This window comes from Paraburkholderia sediminicola (genome assembly GCF_046026855.1).
Classification (GTDB): domain Bacteria; phylum Pseudomonadota; class Gammaproteobacteria; order Burkholderiales; family Burkholderiaceae; genus Paraburkholderia; species Paraburkholderia sediminicola_A.
Genome location: NZ_JAQQET010000016.1, coordinates 149,390 through 169,981 on the forward strand (window position 1 = coordinate 149,390; position 20,592 = coordinate 169,981).

Consider the following 20,592-nt stretch of genomic DNA (forward strand, 5'->3'; position numbering starts at 1 on the left):
GAGGTGCCGGCCTGATGTCGATATCAAGCCGGAAATTCGGCCCATTCCCACGCGTCGCGCGTCGCGAGCAGTTCGGCAACCAGCCGGTAGTTCATTTCATGACTCGGCCGCAATGCGGTGACCCGACCGAGCAAGGGCGCGCCGGCCATCGCCATGTCGCCGACCAGATCCAGCACGCGGTGCCGCACAAATTCATCGGGCACGCGCATACCGCCCAGCACGCGGTTACCGACAATCGCAGCGGTGCACGATAGACGCGCGCCACGCAGAATCGGCATGCCGCGCACGTAGCCAGCGAGAATTGCGGGGATCGCCCATTTGACCCGTCCATATGAACGCGACGGAGCGATCTCCTCGGCAAAACTTGCTGGCGTTACCGCGCCGTCCCAGCGCAATGCGCCGAAGCCTTTCAGATCGTTGCGCACGGCCATTTCATAGTCGGCCGACGGCTCGATCGAGATACTGCGCTCGTCGCGTGTGCCCTCGCCGTCCGCAATTTTCACCGGACGCAGCACACGAATGAAGCGCTTGGCATGTGGTAATTCGGTGCGCCCGCACGCACGGATCGCGTCGATCCACGGCTGCGCGCTGCCGTCCAGAATCGGTACTTCTTCGGCATCCAGTTCGACGGTCGCGCGATCGATTTCGCAGGTCAGCAACGAGGCCAGCAGATGCTCGACGGTGCGCACGCGGACGCCATCTGCACTTTCGAGCATCGTGCAAAGCGGCTGGCCGCGCCGCAACGCCGGACTCACCGCGAGCTCGGCCAGCACGCCAGCGCCCCGCATCCGCCGGAACACGATGCCGCGCGGGCCATCGGTATCGGCCGGGAGAATTCGCACGTTCACGCGCCGTCCGGTATGCAGGCCGTGACCGCTTAACGCCAGCGGTCGCGCGAGCGTTCCTTCGCGGCGGCTCCAACCTGCGGGCGCGTTCATCAGACGAGCTCCGTCGCGGCTTGTGTCGATATCGGTGTTGTGGTGTCCGCTTGCCCCGACAACGCACCGGCCACATCCGCCAGCGCATGCGTGCCGACGTCGAGCGCATGTTGCGCGGCGAATGTCGCCACCTGAGCCGCGACGCCATTCGGCTCGGCGGCCTCGTTCTGCGTCTGGATCGATTCGACGATCCGTTGCGCCAGCGAATGCACCGTTGCACCTTCGGCCATCGTCATGATCGACAGCTTGACCTGGAAGCTCTCTTCGACAGCCATGCCGAGCTCCATGCCCATCAGCGAATCCATGCCCATGTCGAGAATCGAACGGCCGGTTTCGATTTTTTCCGGCGACATATGCAGGATGCGCGCGATCTGTGCCTGCAAGGTTTCTGCGACCAGTTGCAACGCATCCGCGAATGCCAGTCCGAGAATCTGGTCACGCATCTGCGCGCCGCCCTGACGCGCCGGTTCGTGACTGCCGCGCGCATGCATGTCCGTGTAGCGGCGAGCGCGCGCGGCCGGCATGCCGAGCGAAAGCGCCTGCCAGTCGAGCCGTACCACCGCTTCGCCCACGTTCATGTCGACAATCGCACGTTCCAATGCAGCAAGCGCTTCGGCCGACGTGATCGAGAGGCCGCCGATGCGTGACTGCAGCGCTTCACGAGTCTCCGCATTGCGTGCGAGGAAACCGACGTCGTCCAGCGGGCCCCATGCCATGTAGGTGCCCGGCAAACCGGCCGCGCGGCGTTGGGCAACCAGCGCCTCGAGGAAGGTATTGGCCGCCACATAGCTCGACTGCCCCGGATTGCCGAGGAAAGTCGTTGCCGATGAATAGACCACGAAGAAGTCGAGTGTCATGCCACGCGTGGCGCGGTGCAGGTTCCATGCGCCGGCCAGCTTCGGTGCGAGCACCGCTGCGAAACGGGCGTCGTCCAGGTTACGCACGAGGCCGTCGTCGATCACCATCGCCGAATGGAGCACGCCCTTGAGCGGTGTGCCGCGCGCGGCGATATCGGCGAACACTATGTCGAGCGCGGCTGCGTCGGTGACATCGCAGGCCGCCGTGTACACCTGTGTGCCATTTTCTTCACGCCAAAGCGCGGCCTCTGCGGCGAGTTCTGGTGCGAGCGTGCCTGAACGGCTCGCGAGCGTCAGATGGCGCGCGCCGCACGACATCATCCAGCGCGCGGAGGCGAACCCAAGCCCACCCGTACCGCCGACAATCAGATATGCCGCTTTCGGATCGAGTCGCAGCGCTTCCGCGCCGTCCGCCACGCGCGACGGATTCGGTGTGCCGGCTGGATACGTCACGAGGATCTTGCCGATCTGACGCGCCTGCTGCATATGACGGAATGCTTCTTCGACCCGTTCGGCCGGGAACGCGCGATACGGCAACGGATGCAGCACGCCGTCCGCAAACAGTTGCATAACCTCTTCGAACAGACGCGCGGTCAGATTCGGCAATGCGCTCATCAACTGATCGGCATCGATGCCGAAATAGCTGATGTTGTTGCGGAACGGCCGCAGACCAATACGGCTGTTCTCGTAGAAGTCGCGCTTGCCGAGTTCGAGAAAACGGCCAAACGGACGCAGCGTGTCGATGCTGCGCACCATCGCTTCACCAGCCAGCGAATTGAGCACGATATCGACACCCGCACCTTGCGTGCGTTCGCGGATTTCATCGGCAAATGCAAGGCTGCGCGAATCGAACACGTGGTCGGCACCGAGCAGGCGCACGAATTCGCGCTTCTCGCGGCTACCGGCGGTCGCGAAAACTTCCGCGCCCAGATGGCGCGCAAGCTGGATCGCCGCGATCCCCACGCCGCCCGCCGCGCCATGCACCAGCACGCGCTCGCCGCGGCGCAGTCGCGCCAACTCGCACAGCGCGTAGTACGCCGTGAAGAAGGTGGTCGGCACCGTGGCCGCTTCTTCGAACGTCAGACGTTCGGGCTTGTGAGCAATGGCCTCGGTCTTCGTGCGCACATGGCTCGCGAAGGACGCCGGCGCGAAACCGAGCACCGCATCGCCCGGCGCGAAACGCCGCACGTTACGGCCGACGCGCGCGACGCGCCCCGACAGCTCCATGCCGATCGTCGCGCCGGCAAAGCCGTTTTCGACGGCCTCGTCGGACAGCAAACCCATCGCGTACATCACGTCGCGGAAATTGAGCCCGGTCGCAACCGGCTCGATTTCGACTTCATCGGCGGCGAGTTCGTGTTGCGTGAGCGCGAACCATTCGAGATTGCGCAACGAACCGGGCGATGCAAAACCGAGCACCGCTGCTTCGTTCTGTGGACGTACCGCGGCAGATTCGCTGCGCAGTGCAGCGCTCGCCGCCGGCAACATGCGCGGCACGTAGCGGCCATGTGACGTGAGCAGCACTTCTTCTTCGCCGTCGGACGAAAGCAGTTCGTGCGCCAACTCGGCACCTGCCTCGCGGCACGCCGGAGACAGGTCGATCAAACGGCACGACAGTTCCGGATGCTCGTTGGCCAGCACACGGCCGAGCCCCCACATCGCGGCTTGCTCAGGACGCAGCGTCGCGGCATCGGCAAACGGTGTGGCGACCGGCGCACCGCCGCGTGTCACGATCCACAATTGCGGCTGCATCACGCCGGCAACCGCGGTGAGATCACGCACCAGTTGCGCCAGCGCGAGCGTGGTTTGCTGCTGAACGTGCATCACTTCCGCGCCATCCGCATCGGCGGACAGGGTGTGATCCGGCGCGATGAATACGACGTGATGCGGGCGCCCCGCCGGCGCCTCCAGCTTGCTCATGTCGTGACGCAGCGCCGCGAGCGTACTGCTCGACGTCGTGTGGCCAGCGGCCCGCAAGGCAGCGGTCAGGGTCTCGTCGGCTGCGGTTTCCGCTGCGTACAGTAAGGACCAATGCGCTGACGGCGCCTGCGCTTCGCTCACGTTGCCAGCAGAAGCGCCCGTACGCGGCTCGCGTGCAACGATCAGCGTCGGTGCGCCTTCGAGATCCAGACCCTGCTCCGTATGCCGTGCGACCTGTTCAAAGCCGGCTTCTTCGAGGTGTTTCGTCAACGCGACCGGCGAGAGCCATGCCGCGCGGCGCGCGTTGGCGTGCGCGGCGTCTGCGTCGAGATCGAACACGATATCGGCGAAGCGGCTATTGCGCGGCTCCGCGATCACCACCAGCGCGCCCGGCGCAAGCCAGCCGCGCAGCGCGGCGAGCAGCGCGCGCGGCTCGTTCTGTGCGGCAAGCACGTGGCTCGCCACGACGATGTCGTAACGCTCGCCGGCTTCGATTCCAGACAGACGCGGCGCGTCGCCGAACTCGATGTTCGCGATGCGGATAGACGGATGCTCGCTCGCGTCGAAGCCACTCAACTGCTCATGCGTACCTGCAATCGTGTAGTCGCAGCGTGACACCGGCACGTGAATCGCGAGCGGTTGAAGCACGTCGCTCAAGGGCGAATCGAGTTCGAGCACGCGCAAGCGGCGCGGTTCGCTCCACCCTTCGATCACGCGATGCAGGCAAGCACCGGTCAACGCATTGACATGCGCCCACGTTGGCGAAGCTTCAAAGAAGTGCTCGACCAGGCTGCTGCGCGAAGGCGGCAGGATCTGCGCGCCGCTCACTTCGCCGCGCAACACGGCGGGCAGCGCCGCGCCACAATGCGCGAGCAGGGTCAGTTCCGCCACGTGCGCGGGCGACTGCGCAAGCAGGTCGCGCCACAGTTCGTCGATGCCCGGGAGAGTTGCGCAGGCCGCGGCGTCTCGCACGAGACGCGTACCGTCGCGCTGCGCCAGACCATCTTCAACGACGATCTGCACGAGACGCGCCAGCAATGCCGGGTGTGCACAGTCCGGCAGCGCTGCTTGCGCAAAAATGTTCATCGCGTCGAGCGCGTTCAATGCGTACGCGCTGGCGAGCACGTCGAGCAGCGGCAGCATTTCGGTCAGATGGGCCTGCCGGCGCGGCTGATCTTCCTGCGTTACCAATGCCCCCACGCCGTCTTCGAGCAATGCAGCCGGCTCGGGCAACATGTGTGCGTCGAGGTCGGCGGCAAGTGGCCTGGCTTCGGCGATATACGCATAACGTGCAGGTGCATGCTGACGACGTCCCATCAGATCGACCCGGCGGAAACGGCATGCGCCGAGCCGCGCGATGATCGCGCCATGCGCGTCGGCAAATTCGAACGATGCCACCACCGAATGCGGACTGCGCCGTTCGATCCGGGCGACCACGTAGCGAATCGCGTCGCCGCGCAGATAGTCGATGCGTCCAATTTGCACCGGCACATACGCAGCGTGTTCGATTTCAGCCTGATCCGCTGACGCAAGCAACGCGAACAGCGGATGGAAACCGCTGTCCATCAATGCCGGATGAAGCGCATAGGCGCTCAGTGTGGCTTCGGTTTGCGCGAGTACGGCGGGGACTTCCACTTCGGCAAGCGCAATGTCGGCGTCCGTGTCGACGTGCACTGCGCGCACCCATTGGAATGCGGGGCCATAGCTCAGGCCGATCGCCGTGGTGTTTGCATACAGCGTTGCGCCGGACATGGCCGGCTGCGCGAACAGGTCGGTGAGCGTGGTGGCCGGCAGTGTGCCCGCGCCGCCTTCCGTACCCAGCGCGCAACCGCTCGCCAGCAAGCGGCCGGTGACGTTGAGCGACCACGCTTCGTCGGACATGCGGTCACGTGTTTCAATCGTGAAGCTCGCGGTGCGCACATCGACCGTGAAGCGGAACAGTTTCGAATGCTGCGGCTGGAATACGACCGGCAGACGGATTTCGAGGTTCTCGACCGCGCAGCTTTGCGTGCCGAAATGCACGCGCGCGGCCGCCAGCGCCATTTCGACGTAGCCCGCGCCCGGGAACGCCACGCCGCCATCGACCACGTGATCGGCCAGCATGGGCAGGCCGGCCGGATCGAGCTGATTTTCCCAGGCGAGCGCGTGCTCGCCAAGACGGTAGCCGAGCAGCGGATGTTCGCGGCGACGATTGACCAGGTTATAAGCCTCGGCGGTCGGGCCGACCCAATAACGTTCGTGCTGCCACGGATAGGACGGCAGCGCCACCCGCGCGCTCAACGGCGCGAAACGTTCGGCGTCCACGCGCGCGCCATTCGCGAGCATCGCGTAGATCGCGTGGTGGAGCATCTGCGCGCTGTCGTGATTGCGCTTGAGCGTGGGCAGCGAGCGGCCGCTGACGCGGGCCTCGTCGAGCGTCTGCGTCACATAGCTGCGCAGAATCGAATGCGGGCCGACTTCGAGGAACAGGCGCACGCCCGTCTGGGCGATCTGCGCAACGGCATCGCCGAAACGCACTGGTTCGCGAATATTGCGCCACCAGTAGTGCGCATCGAGTTCGGTGCCCGCGAGTTCGGCGCCTGTGACGGTCGAAACGAAGCTACGTGTTGCGGCATTCGGCGCGAGATCGGCGAGGCCCTGCAGCACGCCCGGCTCGATCGGGTCCATCTGACAGCTATGGAACGCGTAGTCCAGTTCCAGCATCTGGAAGAAACGGCCGCTTTCCTTCACGGCGGCTTCGAGCACCTGCAACGCGCCGAGCGGGCCGGCCAGCGTGACCGCCTGCGGGCTGTTGACACCGGCGACTTCAACCGCGGTGTCCACGCCGAGTTGCGCCATCAGCGCGCGCATGGCGGCTTCGCCGAGCCCGGCGGCGGCCATGCGGCCCGTGCCGCGCGTGCTTGCCTGTGCGCGGCTGCGAATCTTGATCACATGGACGGCCTGCGCCAGCGTCAGCGCACCCGACGCCCACGCCGCGGCGACTTCGCCGACACTGTGGCCGAGGCACACGTCATAGCCGACACCACGTGCTTCAATGACACGCACTACGCCCACCTGGATCGCAAACAACAGCGGCTGCGCGTGCTCGGTGGCTTGCAGCGTGGTGGCGGTAACGCCTTCGCGCAGCACCTCGACCAGCGAGGCACTGCCGTCGGCGCGCCACAACGCGTCGAGTTCGTCGAGCGCGGCACGGAACACCGGCTCCTGTTCGAGCAATTGCTTGCCCATGCCGGCCCACTGCGAGCCGTTGCCGGAGAACACCAGGGCGAGACGGGTATCGTCGCCCGGGGTTTCACCCTGCACGAATACCGGTTCTGTGTGATCCTGCGTCGGGTCGGCTAGCGCGGCAAGCGCGGCGCGCGCCTCGGCTGGCGTCGCCGGCGCGATGATCGCGCGGTGCTTGAGCCATTGGCGGCGGTGCGCCGCGTTCGATGCCAGGGTGCTCCACGGCGTGCCGTTATCGAGCATCGACAGATAGCGTGCGGCCAGCGCGGCCAGCGCGGCTACGGTGCGAGTCGAGAGAATCAGCGGCAACAGTGCCAGTGAGTCGTTTTCGGTTCGCGCGATGGCGCCTGCTGCCGGTGCTTCCCGCAACACGACGTGCGCATTGGTGCCGCCAAAACCGAACGAATTGACGCCGATCACCAACGGCTCCGTGCCACTGTCGAGCGGCGTCAACCGGTCTACAACACGCAAGCGGCCACCCACGAAATCGATCGCCGGATTCGGCGTTTCGAAGTGCAACGTCTTCGGCACAGCACGGTGCTTCAGGCACAGAATCGCCTTCATCAGCCCTGCCATACCCGAAGCCGTTTCGAGGTGGCCAACGTTGGTCTTCACGGAGCCGATCAACAGCGGTTGATCGATCGAACGCCCCGCCGATGCGACTTCCATCAAGGCGCGCGCTTCGATCGGATCGCCGACCGCCGTGCCCGTACCGTGTGCCTCGACATAGGCGAGCGAGCGCGGATCGACACCCGCGCGTTCGTAGACCGTGCGCAGCAATGCCGCTTGCGTCGCCGCGCCCGGCACGCTGATCCCGCCTTGCGAGTAGCCGTCCGAATTGACGCCCGAACCGGCGATCACCGCGTGAATCGTGTCGCCGTCCGCCAGGGCGCGCTCGAGCGTCTTGAGCATCACCAGCGCGCCGCCTTCCGAGCGCACGTAACCGTCGCCAGTCGCGTCGAACGCGCGGCAGCGCCCGCGGGGCGACAGCATCGACGCTTTCGAGAACGTCACGAAGCCGAACGGATGCAGCAGCAGATTGACGCCGCCCGCGAGCGCCACCTCGGCGTCGCCCGATTGCAGCGTCTGACACGCCTGATGCAAGGCGACCAGCGACGACGAACAGGCCGTATCGACCGATACGCTCGGCCCGCGCAGATCGAACAGATAGGACAGACGGTTGGACGCGATGCTGAGCGTATTGCCGGTAGCCGAATACGGGTCCACCGCGTTCAGGTCGTCGACGAAACGATTGCCATAGTCCTGGCTCGCGACGCCGATATAGACCGCGCAATTGCTGCCTTCCATGTCACGCGGGCGCACGCCCGCATCTTCGAAGGTTTCCCATGCGAGTTCGAGCAACAGGCGTTGCTGCGGATCCATCTGCTGTGCTTCGCGCGGCGAAATGCCGAAAAAGGCGGCGTCGAAACCGGCGACATCGTCGAGCACGCCGGCCGAGAACGTGTAGCTCTTGCCCGCTTCGCGTTTGGACGGGTGCTGGTAAAACTCCGTGCCGAAACGGTCTGCCGGTACTTGCGTGACCGCATCTTTTTCGTCGCGCAGCAACGCCCAGAAATCGTCAGGGCTCTCAACATGGCCGGGGAAGCGGCAGGCCATCCCCACAATAGCAATCGGTTTAGTCATCGTTCTGTTGTTGGGTGCAACGTGCGCGCCGGTTCACCGCTCGGCAAACCTGGTTCGAGTGCTCGAATCAGGGCGAGGCCGAGTTGCTCGGCACGCAAAGCTTCATTCGTGGCGGGCGCGTCGCCGTAATTGCGCCAGATAAAGTAGTCGCTGCGAGCCGGCTCACAGCCGAGTTCGCTGAACACGCGCGGCAGTGCCGGCACGTGATCGCCGTAAAAACACAGCACCGTGTCGCGGCGCCGTGCGCGCAGTGCGGCGAGCAGCCGGCCGAGCATCGCGTCGGCGTTGGCAAGGTGGCGCAGATAGGCGGTCAGATCGCGCCAGCGCGCGTCGTCACCCAGGGTGTGGAAGGCAGCGCCCTCGCCTGCCTGCACGAGTTCGAGGTGCAACGGACCGTGGTTTTCCATCGTCATCGCGAAGATGAAGGCGGGCTTGTCGCGCGGTTCGTCTAGCGCCTGGATGATCGACTCGGCCACCGCCATATCGGCGACATAGGGGCCGGCGCGCGGGGCATCGGCGAACGATTTGATGTCGAGAAAGCGGTCGATCTGGAGATGCCTGAAAGCGCGCTCACGACCGAAGAAATCTGCGTAGTACGGGTGAATCGCCCTGGTCTGATAGCCGCTGTGTTTGAACCACGAGGCGAGCGATGCGCAGGCACGGCGCACGAATGCGTACGGGTAGAAGCGCGCATAGCCGAGTTGCGCGCCCTCAATACCGGTCAGGACCGCGAACTCCGTGCGCATTGTATTGGCGCCCCAGGCAGGGACGACCAGTTCGCCGTGCTGGACAGACTCGCGGCGTGCGGTGTCGAAGTGATGCAGGATGGCCGGAGCGATCGATTCAGTGAGGCGACGTGCGTCGAAGAACGATTCGCTCTGGATCAGGATCACGTCGGGCGTTGATCGCGGCGCGCCTGTGGCAAACGGACCAGCGGCCAGCGCGAGGCGTAACTGGCGCGGCGTGGCCGGTTTCATGCCGTTCAGCAGATAAGCGACGAATACCGCAAAGAAACCATGACGCTTCTGATCGTCGGAGGGATTCAGTGTGAGCGGCAAGCGTGCGGCGAGCAGATAGCCGGCGGCCAGGCAGGCGGCCGCAGCAATCGCGATAGCCCCAATTGGCCTGCTGCCCATTGGCGTTTCCGCGACAAAACCGCCGATCACCACCGCGATACCCATGACGATCGCCACGACCGTGCCTACGCTGAGAAACGGCAAGTACAGACGCGGATGCGCGAACAACTGGCTGAACAGGCTCAGATCGGTGAAGACAAACGGCTCGCGTAGCGACGCATATTTGGCGTTACTCACGCCGGCGAGCAGCGCGACCAGCGCGATTGCGACAAATGCGGAAAATCTTACGCGCCCGGTGACCAGCAACAGGCACAGACAAATGAAAACGATTGCGGCGACGTGCAAAGCAAAGGCGATCGGCGAACGTCGCAACGACGCGCGCGGCACCGCGATCGCTTCCGGCAGAAACGCGAGGCCGGCGGCGACCGTGAAGCTGAGCGCGAGGGTCGTTTCCAATCAGCGCTCCTCGCGGGGCAAATAAGACAACCCGCCTAGAATCGCATCGGCCATGACCACCGGCAGCAACGGCAGAAGACGCATGCCGAAAGCAAGCAAACCGGGGAACGCGATTTCGGCGCGGCCCGCTTTCAGTTTGCGCTGGATGTGCTGCGCGGCTTTGTCGGCCGACCAGAGGAACGGTTTATCGCCGGGGAAAACGTCGCTCATTGCCGTCTTCACGAAGCCGGGCAAGACGATCGACATGCGGACGCCGTCGCGCGACAGGATCGGACGGACTGAATCGCCGTAGGCTTTGATGGCCGCCTTGCTGGCGCAGTAAGCCGGCGAAATGGCCATGCCGCGCAAGGCGGCGAGCGAGCTGATCAGCGCGACCTGGCCACTGCGGCGCGGGCGCATGCGGGCGATAACCGGCAGGGCAGCGTGCATCGCGCCGTAGAAATTGGTGTCGACGATGGCGGCTGTACGTTCGAGCTCTTCCCAGTCTTGCGCGGACGCAAGCGTGCTGGCCGCGCCGGCGTTGGCGATCAGAAGGTCGATTGGGTGGGCGTCGTCGAATTGGCGCAGCCAGGATTGCATCGCCAAGGCATCGCGGACGTCGATCAGCCCGGTTTCCACCGTCGCGCCTTTTGCACGGCAGGCGTTGGCCGATTCTTCGAGCCTTTTCTCGTCACGGCCGATGAGACCGAGAACCACGCCGGGCGCCGCATACGCCAGCGCGAGCGCGCGGCCAAGCCCCGCGCTCGCGCCGGTGATGACGATGTGGCGCGGGGCGGCGCTAGGCATACGCCGCCGCCTCGAGACGCTGCACGGCACCGGCTGTTGCCATGGCAATGCCGGAGCGGGTGTAGAAGTCGCCGTTGATCTGCGTGTGGTGGACGACGTAGTCCAGGAAGGCCTGGTATAGATTCATGTCCGGCTGCTCGCCGTGCAGCCAGAAATCGTCGAGCGAGCCTTGCCATGTCAGGCCCGGAATGCTGTAGATCGCCGTGCCGAGTGCGATCAGCGGACGGCGGTGATGCAGCGCCGACAAGCCGACCGTGCTGTTCACCACCACGGCACCGCGTGCGTGATCGAGCAGCGTCGGTAGATGGCCCGCGTCGATGAAACGCAGGCGATCGGCGATACCGAGCTCGCGGGCAAGCTGTTCGGCATGACGGCGGTAGTCGATCAGGCCAGTGTCGAGGGGATGGTTTTTAATCACGAGCCAGCTATCGGCCGGGGCCTGCCGCGCGAATGACTTGATGACTTTTGTTATTGCTTCACGCACACCGTCGAACGGCGAGTGGACGACGATCTGCGCGTCCGAGTTCAATTGCAGCGGGAAGATGTAATACGCATGGCCGGCGTCAAGCAGATCCCGCGTGACATTATCGGAATCGCGATGATGCTGGCGTTGACGCAATGCCCGCGCGGCGAGTCCTGAGTATTCGAAAAAACCGTTTCTCGGACGATGGCTGCGGTAATGCGGGAAGCGCGTAGCAAATAATGTGTTGGCGCTGCGATAACGAATGTCGTGGAAGGCGCGTTCGTAGAGGTTGTAGCCGGTGGGATGCCCTGCCGGGCTCGGCGGTATGACGCGGCGTTGATCCAGATACCACGCGGGATCGCGGGGTAACTGCGAACGGCCATTTACACCGTGTTTTTCCAATGTCAGCCAATGCGGGCGGACGTAGCCTTCTTCGAAGACGTGAACGCGCATCCCATTAGCTTGCGCAACAGGATGCATATGGCGATGAATTTCACGGCAGTCGCCGAACATTATGACATCGGTAAAACCGCCTGCTTTCACTCGATTGACATACCAAACTGTTAATTCGCTCGCTTGGTCGCGGAAATTCCAGGCGTCGCCATTACCGGCGTAAGCCAGATCACCACCACAGAAATTAACTCGACGTACCGCGTGACCACGCTCGCGCAGTGCAGTGGCAAGTCGGCTAAAGAACGGGGAAGCCGTGCCCTGCAGGGCGAGAAAGGAACGGTGCATGTTGGAACGTCGAAAAGCGGCCTGGGCTCTACCTATAGAACGCCGAACCCATGCGCCCTTCCCCCGGAGACCTTGGAATCGTTTGAATAGTTGCTGCTGGTCTTAAGCAAGGAACGAAGAATACAACATTGCGACATAAAAAATAAGTAACGGTAAGAAAAATAAGGAAATTTGTTGGAATGACACGAAGGTGGATGGCGCCTGAATTATCGGGTGGCTATAATCGGCCGCCCTGGTGCATTGACTGGGTATGCGCCACCGTTTTTCCTGTAAGGATTGCAACGCTCATCTTGCATTTGTAAACCCGAAAAAAAACGCCGCGTAAGGATTTGTATTGGCTCACGCAAAACGTTTGCGCCCGTCGTGGCTGCACACTTTTGTGGGTGCTTTCCCTTTTCCTTGGATTCGCCCAATGGGCACCAACGGAATTGAAAGAACTATTCAAAGTTGGATAAGACGTTGGAAACTGCATCTAGCAACAACGCGGCGCTGCCGCCCACGGGGAAGAAGAAAGGTCTGGTTGAGCGCATTAAGGGGGTCAACCGTATTTTTGCGTTGACTGTCGTTGTGCCGACTACGATCGCCGTGGTGTACTTCGGGCCGATTGCGTCAGATATCTATGTCTCGGAGTCGCGCTTTGTGGTGCGGAGCGCGCAAAGGCAGAGTCAGACCAGCGTGGTGGGTGCGCTGCTGCAAGGTACCGGCTTCTCGCGGGCACAAGACGATACGTACCCCGTGATCGACTACATTCAGTCTCGTGATGCGCTCAAAGAATTAAATCAGAGCGACTATATTGCCGATGCCTACGGTAATCACGGTGACTTGCTGAGCCATTTTTCGCGACACCTTGACGGTAGTTTCGAATCGCTGTGGAAATATTACGGCAAACATATCGTCACTGTCGATCTGGACTCCACCTCGGCAATTACGACCCTGCAGGTCCGCGGCTATACCGCCGACGACGCAGAAAAGATCAACGAAAAGCTGCTTGAGATGAGCGAGCGGCTGGTCAACCGCATGAATTCAAGAGCCGCGGCAGACACGGTTCAATTCGCACAGGCCCAGGTGGACATCGCCGCGGCCAAAGCCAAGGACGCTGCGGCAGCGTTGGCAACCTATCGTGATTCGTACACGGTTTTCGATCCAGACCGGCAGTCCGCGCTTCAATTGCAGCAAGTCACTGCGCTGCAAACTCAACTGTTCGCGGCTCAAACGCAACTGATCCAGTTGCAATCGATCGCCCCGCAAAACCCACAGATTCCGGTACTCAAGACCAGCATTACGACGCTTGAAAAGCAGATCGAGGGGACAAATGGCGGTGTGACCGGTGGGAAAAATTCGTTGTCGAATAAGGCGGCGATGTACGCGCGCCTGCAATTGGACTCGCAGTTTTCGGACAAGCAATTGGCTTCAGCCATGGCTGCGCTTGAGAGCGCACGGGCTGAAGCGCAGCGAAAACAACTGTATCTGGAAAGGTTGGTTCAGCCGAATACGCCGGACGTGGCGATTGAGCCGAAGCGGTTGAAGTCGATTTTTGAAGTGTTCGCGCTAGGGATGATCATTTGGGGCGTGTTGAGTCTGCTGCTTGCGGGCGTACGCGAGCACCACGACTAAGGATTGGAAACTGTGCATCACGACACACCCTTCCTGAGATCACTGCACATTCAACTGCGCGTTGTAGGCGCGCTTTTGATGCGTGAGATTTTGACTCGATATGGGCGGCATAACGTCGGCTTTTTGTGGATTTTCTTTGAGCCGATGATGTTTACGCTGGGGGTTCTTGGCCTATGGACAGCTACCAAAGCGACGCACGGGTCAACGCTTCCGATCACCTCTTTTGCGGTCACCGGGTACTCGTCCGTACTGTTGTGGCGTAACTGCGCAAATCGGTGCGCTCTTGCCATTCTGCCAAATCAGGCGCTCCTCTATCATCGCAATGTTCGCGTGATCGATTTATTCATGGCCCGGGTGCTGTTAGAAATAGCAGGGACCACTACGTCCTTCATTTTCTTAACCGTTTTCTTCGTGACCATCGGATTGATGCAACCGCCCCAAGACATCGCCTTGGTTATGGGTGGGTGGATTTATCTAGCCGTTTTCGGCAGTTCGCTGGGATTCGCAGTTGGGGCTCTCAGCGAACGGAGTGAAACGGTGGAGCGCGTCTGGCATACCGTCGCGTACCTACTGTTCCCTCTCTCTGGCGCCCTTTTCATGGTCGACTGGTTGCCAGCCAATTTCCAGAAGATCATTTTGCTACTGCCGATGGTGCATGGCACCGAGATGTTGCGTGGCGGCTATTTCGGCTCGCTGGTTAAGCCGCACTATGATGTCGGCTACATGGTTACGTGCGACTTAGTGTTGATGTTCATCGGTCTTTTTCTCGTAAACGACGCTAGTAAACGAGTCGAACCCGAATGATCGAACTCCAAGAAATTTGCAAGGAATATCACACGCGTCAAGGCCGCCGTCGCGTCCTTGACGGGATCAATCTACGCGTCAGTGCCGGCGAGAAAATCGGCATCCTGGGACGCAATGGTGCTGGCAAGTCCACGATGATTCGCATGATTAGCGGAGCAGAGTTGCCGACGTCGGGAAGGATCCGCCGCAGCATGAGTGTCTCTTGGCCTCTCGCATTCGGGGGCGCCTTTCAGGGCAGTTTGACTGGAATGGACAATCTCCGCTTTATCTGCCGGGTGTATGGGGCCGACGCGAAGGCCGCGGAGCCGTTTGTTCAGGAATTCTCCGAGCTCGGTTACTATCTGCGCGAGCCAGTCAAGAGTTACTCAGCCGGTATGCGCGCGCGCCTCGCCTTTGCCATCTCGATGGCAGTCGAATTCGACTGCTTTTTGATTGATGAAATCGTCGCTGTAGGAGATAGCCGCTTTCACGAGAAATGTCATCGCGAGCTTTTTGAGCGCCGCCGTGACCGCTCACTAATTATCGTTAGTCACGACGCCGGATATATCCGTGAACATTGCGACCGTGCTGCAGTGCTTGTTCAAGGCAAGCTTCATACGTTCAGCCAGGTCCAGGATGCCTATACGTTCTACCAGGAAAGCGTGAATTGAGGGGCATCGCGCCAGAAATCAAGTGCCAAAACTGATTAAGACATTCGCGGCAGTAGCTCTCCAGTTCGCCGCGATCTGGTGGTTACCATACTTCATAAAAGCCGCTAGGCGCGCGGTCATGGCAGTTCAGCCAAATGCCCCCGGCGAAGCGCAACCAGTTCGACAACTACTGGTAGATGTTTCAATCATCGCCTCTCATGATGCAGGCACGGGCATCCAACGCGTCGTTCGATCCTTACTGCTGCAACTTCTTGAAGCGCCTCCGCCCGGATTCGAGATTCGTCCGGTACGCGCAACGAGAAAGCAACCCTACCGCTACGCCAATATCTATCTCGCCTCGTTGACCTCGTCCGCGCTGCCCCACCAAGACGACGACGTTCGGGTATTTAACGGCGATATTTTCCTAGGGCTGGACTTAACCAGCCGCATTACACCTCGGCGACAGCTCGAACTTCTTAAGTGGCGAGCAAAAGGCGTGCGCTGCGCGTTCGTGGTCTACGATCTCTTGCCCCTACTGCACCGTCAGTGGTTCACGCCGCGGGCCTATAACTCGTTCCGTCACTGGGTATCTACACTAGCGGTACACGCGGACGCGCTGCTTTGCATCTCCAGTTCCGTTTCAAAGGAGATGGGCCATTGCATGACGCGTCGTTTTGGCCTGACTGGAAACCAACCCACAACCGGATGGTTTCATCTTGGGGCTGATCTCCCCGTTGACCACGCAGGAGAGACGATTGATAGGTTGGAACTAGATTACGCAAATCTAAGCCATGGACGGAGAAATATTCTCATGGTCGGCACGATCGAACCTCGTAAGGGACACGGGCAGGTGCTCGATGCATTCGATGTCCTGTGGCGTAAAGATGCGGAGAGTAAGTTGGTCATTGCTGGCAAACCGGGCTGGCATGTCGAATCATTCATCGAACGCCTAAACAATCACCCTGAGGCTGGCAAGCGTCTGCTTTGGCTTCCAGATATCAACGATGTTCAACTTGCGCGATTGTATGCGAAGCTCGATGGGCTCGTCATGGCGTCTGAGGCTGAAGGTTTCGGACTGCCGTTGGTGGAAGCCGCTCAATACGGAATGCCCCTGTTTGTCCGCGACATCCCCGTGTTCCGCGAAGTGGCAGGAGAACACGCGGCCTATTTCTCTGCACAAAGTGGTGATGAACTAGCCCCCCAATTGGCGCAATGGCTGGACTGGCTAGACAGCGGTACGGCACCAGCCAGTCAAGCCATAATGCCGTTGACATGGTCCGAGAGTGCTGGACAGTTGAAGGCGTTGTTAGCTGAATTTCACTGCCTGCAGTAATTCAACCAAAACGACTGTATACCTCAAGAGTCCTTTGGGCACAACGCTCCCACGTCAGCGCGCTGGAAACCAGCAACCCGCGTGTGATGGCAGCGTCACGCCACGCGTCATCGCACAGCACATGTTCGATGCCATTGCGCAGATCTTCATGATCGTCGGCCACGACAAGCCAGGCCGCGCCGCCTGCAACCTCCGGTAACGACGAAGAGTTTGAGGTCAAGGTAGGCACCCCACTCGCCATTGCTTCAAGTACAGGGAGTCCGAACCCCTCGTAGACCGACGGATAAAGAAACGCACGCGCACCTGAATAGAGTAAGGGTAAAAACGTCTCGTTGACAAACCCCAGATATCGCAGCCAGCCCTCTCGTTCGCCGCGCTCAATCTGTGCGCGCAAAGTGTCGTTCAGCCACCCCGCACTTCCAGCCAAAACCAGTGGATAGCGTGTACGCACCGATTGGGGCAAATCGAGGTAGGCTGTGAGTAAGCGGTCAATTCGTTTGCGGGGTTCTAACGTGGAAACGCACAGGGAATAGCCTCCGTGAATAAGGCCATAGCTGCTCAACGCAGTTGCGACATCCGATGCATCTCGGCTTCGAAATTCAGACCGTGCCCCAAGTTTGATGGCTGTAATGCGATCTGGAGACCAGCCGAAATAATCCATGACCTCGCCGCGGGTCGCTTCAGAATCGGTGATCAAATGAGACGCACGCGACAACGTAGACGCAAAGCCACGCTCGAAATGCTTGATGCGTGCTGCGGGATGCGTCTCGGGATATTTGAAAACGGACAGGTCGTGCACCGTTACCACTCCGCTATCGACCGTATCTGGTAAGAAATAATTTGGTGAGTGAAATACGTGATCCCGCATCTCGTGCCGCATCCGCCACTGCCGCCACCCCTTCGTTGGAAAAAGTCGACCCTTGGGCCTTTGGGCCAGCCGTTCAGCACTTGGGGCCAGGAGATCCGCAGGATCATCGACCCATCGCCCGGCAAAAAAGAAACGCATTGAATCAAGATTATTGCGCAACGTCTGATAGTGGCTCGCCAGTTCCCACGCGTATCTGCCAATTCCAGTAAGTGGTGGAACAAGCGCATCCACGGCCAAAATCACCTTCATGGGTTCCCCGACCGATGGAGCCACACCGTCAGATAACGCACAGCAAAATCGCCAATACCTGCATCCAAAGTTCTAAGCATAGCTCGCCCAAAAGAGTTCTCCATTCTCGATCCTCTCAGACATGGATCACGTGATGCACCTGACAACGTTGTTGTCACACCAGTTCACTTCACCAGACCACCCTGGTTGCGCCACCTCCGGACAAATCTTCGTTAGAGGTCGGGGCCCTCAGGGATAGTTGCAAGCGAGTTCGAGGAACTGTCAGCGGTCGGCACGTGACGCAAGTCATCGGCCCGGACTGGCGTAATCTCTATCATTGAAATCCGTAAATCGGTATCGGCATTCACCCACACTCTGATCTCAAGGTCGCTACATGGCACGTCAAGCGATATCGGCAAGGTAGCGAAACTACCTTCGTCGCTTGAATTGTCGAGGGGACACTCGGCAATTACTCTCTCGCCCTTATCGATCGCGACGTCCATATGCGCTCCGGCGATACCGCCTTCGCCGAGCGCTCCAAAAATCGCTAGTCGATAGTGGCCTGGGTTCAAGGCAATATACGGGCCGAAAATCAAATAGCCAGCTTGTCCAGTACAACCAATGTCATGCCCCGTGCGCTCACCAACGTGCGTGTACAAACGATTGTCACTACCTCGCAATCGCCGAACTCCTGTTTCGAGGATATCGTGTTCCGCAGCCAACTTTATCGGCCTCAGGCTAATTTCTGCTGGTAAATAGGAATAGCCGGCAAATGTTCGGTCGATCTGATGATAGACCTCAAATTCGCACATTACATCATGCCATGCAAGTTCTCTCTGCCCCTCCACCAAACGCTCTGCAAAGGCGAAACCAGCCGTATACTTGCCGGCCGGAAGATTGGCGACCAAATGGTGACTTACACGATATGCACCGGGCAGCAACGACTGACGCGTACGGCCCAGCAATGTGCTGTTGGTCCCGAACGCCCACTGCCGATCAGCGTCGAACAAATGGATGCCCATTTCTAGATCTGACAATTCTCGCTTCAGAACGAAATCCACATCAAACGTCATCACTTGCCCGCTACGAATTTCGCTTCCTTCGCGAAGGGCTGTAGCAATGATAGTGATATCCGGCGTGGAAACAACACGGTCCACTACAGGCTCGTATTTTTTCCACTTCGACGCCGCCTGCGATGAAAGTTTAATCGCCCTTTTTTGTGCCGTAGATGCCTTCCAAGCCACGACATCTGCATACAAACGCATATCCAACCGATTGAGTGCGATGATTCGCTCCCGCAATGCCGGCGATATTTGATTTGCTGCCAGACGTCGGCTAGTGACGTTTACCGGTGCTATCTGTTTTGGGGCAGGGACATCAAGTAGCGCTGCTACATCTTCCAGGAAGGTTGGCATATCCTCGTACAAGCCAACCACATCGTACTGCTGAATTGCCGCAAGAGCATTCGCGATCTTCTCCTCGTCAGACTCCAAACCACTACCGTGAACACGACAAAAATGCTCCGTATATGGGTTTTCGACTGATAAGAGAAACTCTGCGGAAGTCTCGTGACCTTCACTTGCTAGGAACTGCGCGGCACCATGTTTCCGAGAAACCGTGTTCTTGACAATGCCGACGTCGTTCGCCAAATAAAAAATCCACGAAATGGCACGATCAACCGGTTCTCGGAAGAAAGTCATGTATTGATAACGCGGATCCAATCCCTCCGCATTGTGAAAAAAAACATGTGCGCTAATTACAGAATACAGCCCCCCATACCTCCGGATCAGGTCGCGATGAGCGCCGATTAAATTAGTTGAAACACAGCCCGCTCCTAAGACGTCGACGAGCCAAGCATTAATTGCCTGGCCAGCCGTCTTCGGAAGATGATCAAAAATAACTCGACCAGGGAATGCACCATCTTCGCGGCTCATTTTCTCGTGGCGTCCGATATATTAAAACGAAAAACTGATTTTGTTTCGGCGAATGTCTGCCTCCACCATCATCTCGCACAACTGTTCCAGTGAAGTCTTGGGTCTCCAATCCAGTTCCCGTTCTGCCTTTTCAGGATTCCCAATCAACAACTCGACTTCCGCGGGGCGATAAAATTTCGGATTAACTCGCACGAGCGTCTTGCCAGTCTTTGTGTCAATGGCAACCTCCTTCTCGGCAGAACCTTTCCACTCAAGATCAAATCCGGCCGCGTTCGCCGCCATTGAAACGAAATCTCGTACCGTTTCCGTGCGATTGGTCGCCAGAACGTATGTATCTGGCGTGTGGGCTTGCAGCATGCGCCACATACCTTCCACATACTCCTTGGCGAAGCCCCAGTCCCGCTTCGCGTCCATATTGCCTAGTTCCAACACATCAAGCTTCCCCAAGCTGATCTTAGCAAGACTATCGGTGATCTTTCGCGTAACAAACTCACGGCCACGCAAAGGAGATTCATGATTGAACAGAATGCCGCTACTAGCAAAAATATTGTAGCTCTCCCGATAGTTGATCGCCATCCAATGCGCGTAGAGTTTTGCAACACCATACGGACTGCGAGGATAAAAAGGTGTGCTTTCAAGTTGTGGAATTGTTTGCACCTTACCGAACATCTCGGAAGTGCTGGCTTGGTAAAATCGGATCGAAGGATTCACGATCCGAATTGCCTCAAGCAGATTTACCGGGCCGAGTCCCGTAATCTCGGCAGTGGTCACCGGTTGATCGAAAGACACCCCGACGAAACTCTGAGCGGCAAGATTATAAACTTCTGTAGCACGAGTATTTTCCAACAAACGAATAGTCGCACTTAAATCTGTAAGATCGTATTCGACCAATTTCAGATTCGGATGTTGATCAATGCCCAATTCTTCTATCCGCCAGAAATTTACCGAGCTTGTACGCCTGTAGGTACCATAAACTTCATAGCCTTTCCCAAGCAAAAGCTCCGCAAGATAAGCGCCGTCCTGTCCTGTGATACCCGTTATCACCGCAATTTTTTGCATACCAATTTTCCTAATTATAA

The 20,592-nt window shown here is 59.8% G+C and carries 12 protein-coding genes; 4 read left to right on the forward strand and 8 right to left on the reverse strand.

The window, feature by feature from the left end; translation table 11 throughout:
* Window positions 1–23 precede the first annotated feature (23 nt).
* The 5 genes from PQR40_RS19545 to PQR40_RS19565 are packed head-to-tail and all read right to left on the reverse strand — an operon-like array spanning window position 24 to window position 12,103.
* Window positions 24–938 (reverse strand): UDP-3-O-acyl N-acetylglycosamine deacetylase, encoded by a 915-nt coding sequence (locus tag PQR40_RS19545; RefSeq protein WP_408509672.1) that lies wholly within the window; start codon window positions 936–938, stop codon window positions 24–26.
* Window positions 938–8,584: an SDR family NAD(P)-dependent oxidoreductase gene (locus tag PQR40_RS19550; protein WP_408509673.1), complete on the reverse strand. Its 7,647-nt coding sequence runs from the start codon at window positions 8,582–8,584 to the stop codon at window positions 938–940. Before PQR40_RS19550 ends, PQR40_RS19545 begins: the two co-directional genes overlap by 1 nt.
* Window positions 8,581–10,116, reverse strand: coding sequence for an LTA synthase family protein (locus PQR40_RS19555; protein WP_408225188.1), 1,536 nt, complete (start codon window positions 10,114–10,116; stop codon window positions 8,581–8,583). The genes PQR40_RS19550 and PQR40_RS19555 overlap by 4 nt, the downstream gene beginning before the upstream one ends.
* On the reverse strand, window positions 10,117–10,902 hold the full coding sequence (locus tag PQR40_RS19560; protein ID WP_408225191.1) for an SDR family NAD(P)-dependent oxidoreductase: 786 nt from the start codon (window positions 10,900–10,902) through the stop codon (window positions 10,117–10,119). It abuts the gene before it with no gap.
* Window positions 10,895–12,103, reverse strand: a complete 1,209-nt coding sequence (locus tag PQR40_RS19565; RefSeq protein ID WP_408509674.1) for a capsule polysaccharide biogenesis protein — start codon at window positions 12,101–12,103, stop codon at window positions 10,895–10,897. Before PQR40_RS19565 ends, PQR40_RS19560 begins: the two co-directional genes overlap by 8 nt.
* A 447-nt stretch (window positions 12,104–12,550) precedes the next feature.
* Here PQR40_RS19565 and PQR40_RS19570 point away from each other — a divergent pair, with 447 nt between their 5' ends.
* From PQR40_RS19570 to PQR40_RS19585, 4 genes are all read left to right on the forward strand, one after another.
* Window positions 12,551–13,717, forward strand: a complete 1,167-nt coding sequence (locus tag PQR40_RS19570) for a KpsE/RkpR family capsule polysaccharide export protein (protein ID WP_408509675.1) — start codon at window positions 12,551–12,553, stop codon at window positions 13,715–13,717.
* Between the two features lie 12 nt (window positions 13,718–13,729).
* Window positions 13,730–14,521, forward strand: coding sequence for an ABC transporter permease (locus PQR40_RS19575; RefSeq protein ID WP_408509696.1), 792 nt, complete (start codon window positions 13,730–13,732; stop codon window positions 14,519–14,521).
* Window positions 14,518–15,171: an ABC transporter ATP-binding protein gene (locus PQR40_RS19580; RefSeq protein ID WP_408509676.1), complete on the forward strand. Its 654-nt coding sequence runs from the start codon at window positions 14,518–14,520 to the stop codon at window positions 15,169–15,171. Before PQR40_RS19575 ends, PQR40_RS19580 begins: the two co-directional genes overlap by 4 nt.
* Before the next feature lie 118 nt (window positions 15,172–15,289).
* A complete protein-coding gene (locus tag PQR40_RS19585) occupies window positions 15,290–16,483 on the forward strand; it encodes a glycosyltransferase family 4 protein (RefSeq protein ID WP_408509677.1) in 1,194 nt (397 codons plus the stop codon).
* A gap of 1 nt (window position 16,484) precedes the next feature.
* On the opposite strand, the gene PQR40_RS19590 is transcribed toward PQR40_RS19585, so the two are convergent.
* The 3 genes from PQR40_RS19590 to gmd form a co-directional block, all read right to left on the reverse strand.
* Window positions 16,485–17,600 carry a glycosyltransferase family 4 protein gene (locus PQR40_RS19590; protein ID WP_408509678.1) on the reverse strand — a complete coding sequence of 372 codons (1,116 nt, stop codon included), beginning with the start codon at window positions 17,598–17,600 and terminating at the stop codon, window positions 16,485–16,487.
* Window positions 17,601–17,812: 212 nt separating this feature from the next.
* The gene (locus PQR40_RS19595) at window positions 17,813–19,513 is read right to left on the reverse strand and encodes a Wzt carbohydrate-binding domain-containing protein (protein ID WP_408509679.1); all 1,701 of its coding nucleotides are present in this window, start codon (window positions 19,511–19,513) and stop codon (window positions 17,813–17,815) included.
* A 21-nt stretch (window positions 19,514–19,534) separates the two neighbouring features.
* On the reverse strand, window positions 19,535–20,572 hold the full coding sequence (gene gmd / locus PQR40_RS19600; protein WP_408509680.1) for a GDP-mannose 4,6-dehydratase: 1,038 nt from the start codon (window positions 20,570–20,572) through the stop codon (window positions 19,535–19,537).
* Between the last annotated feature and the right edge of the window lie 20 nt (window positions 20,573–20,592).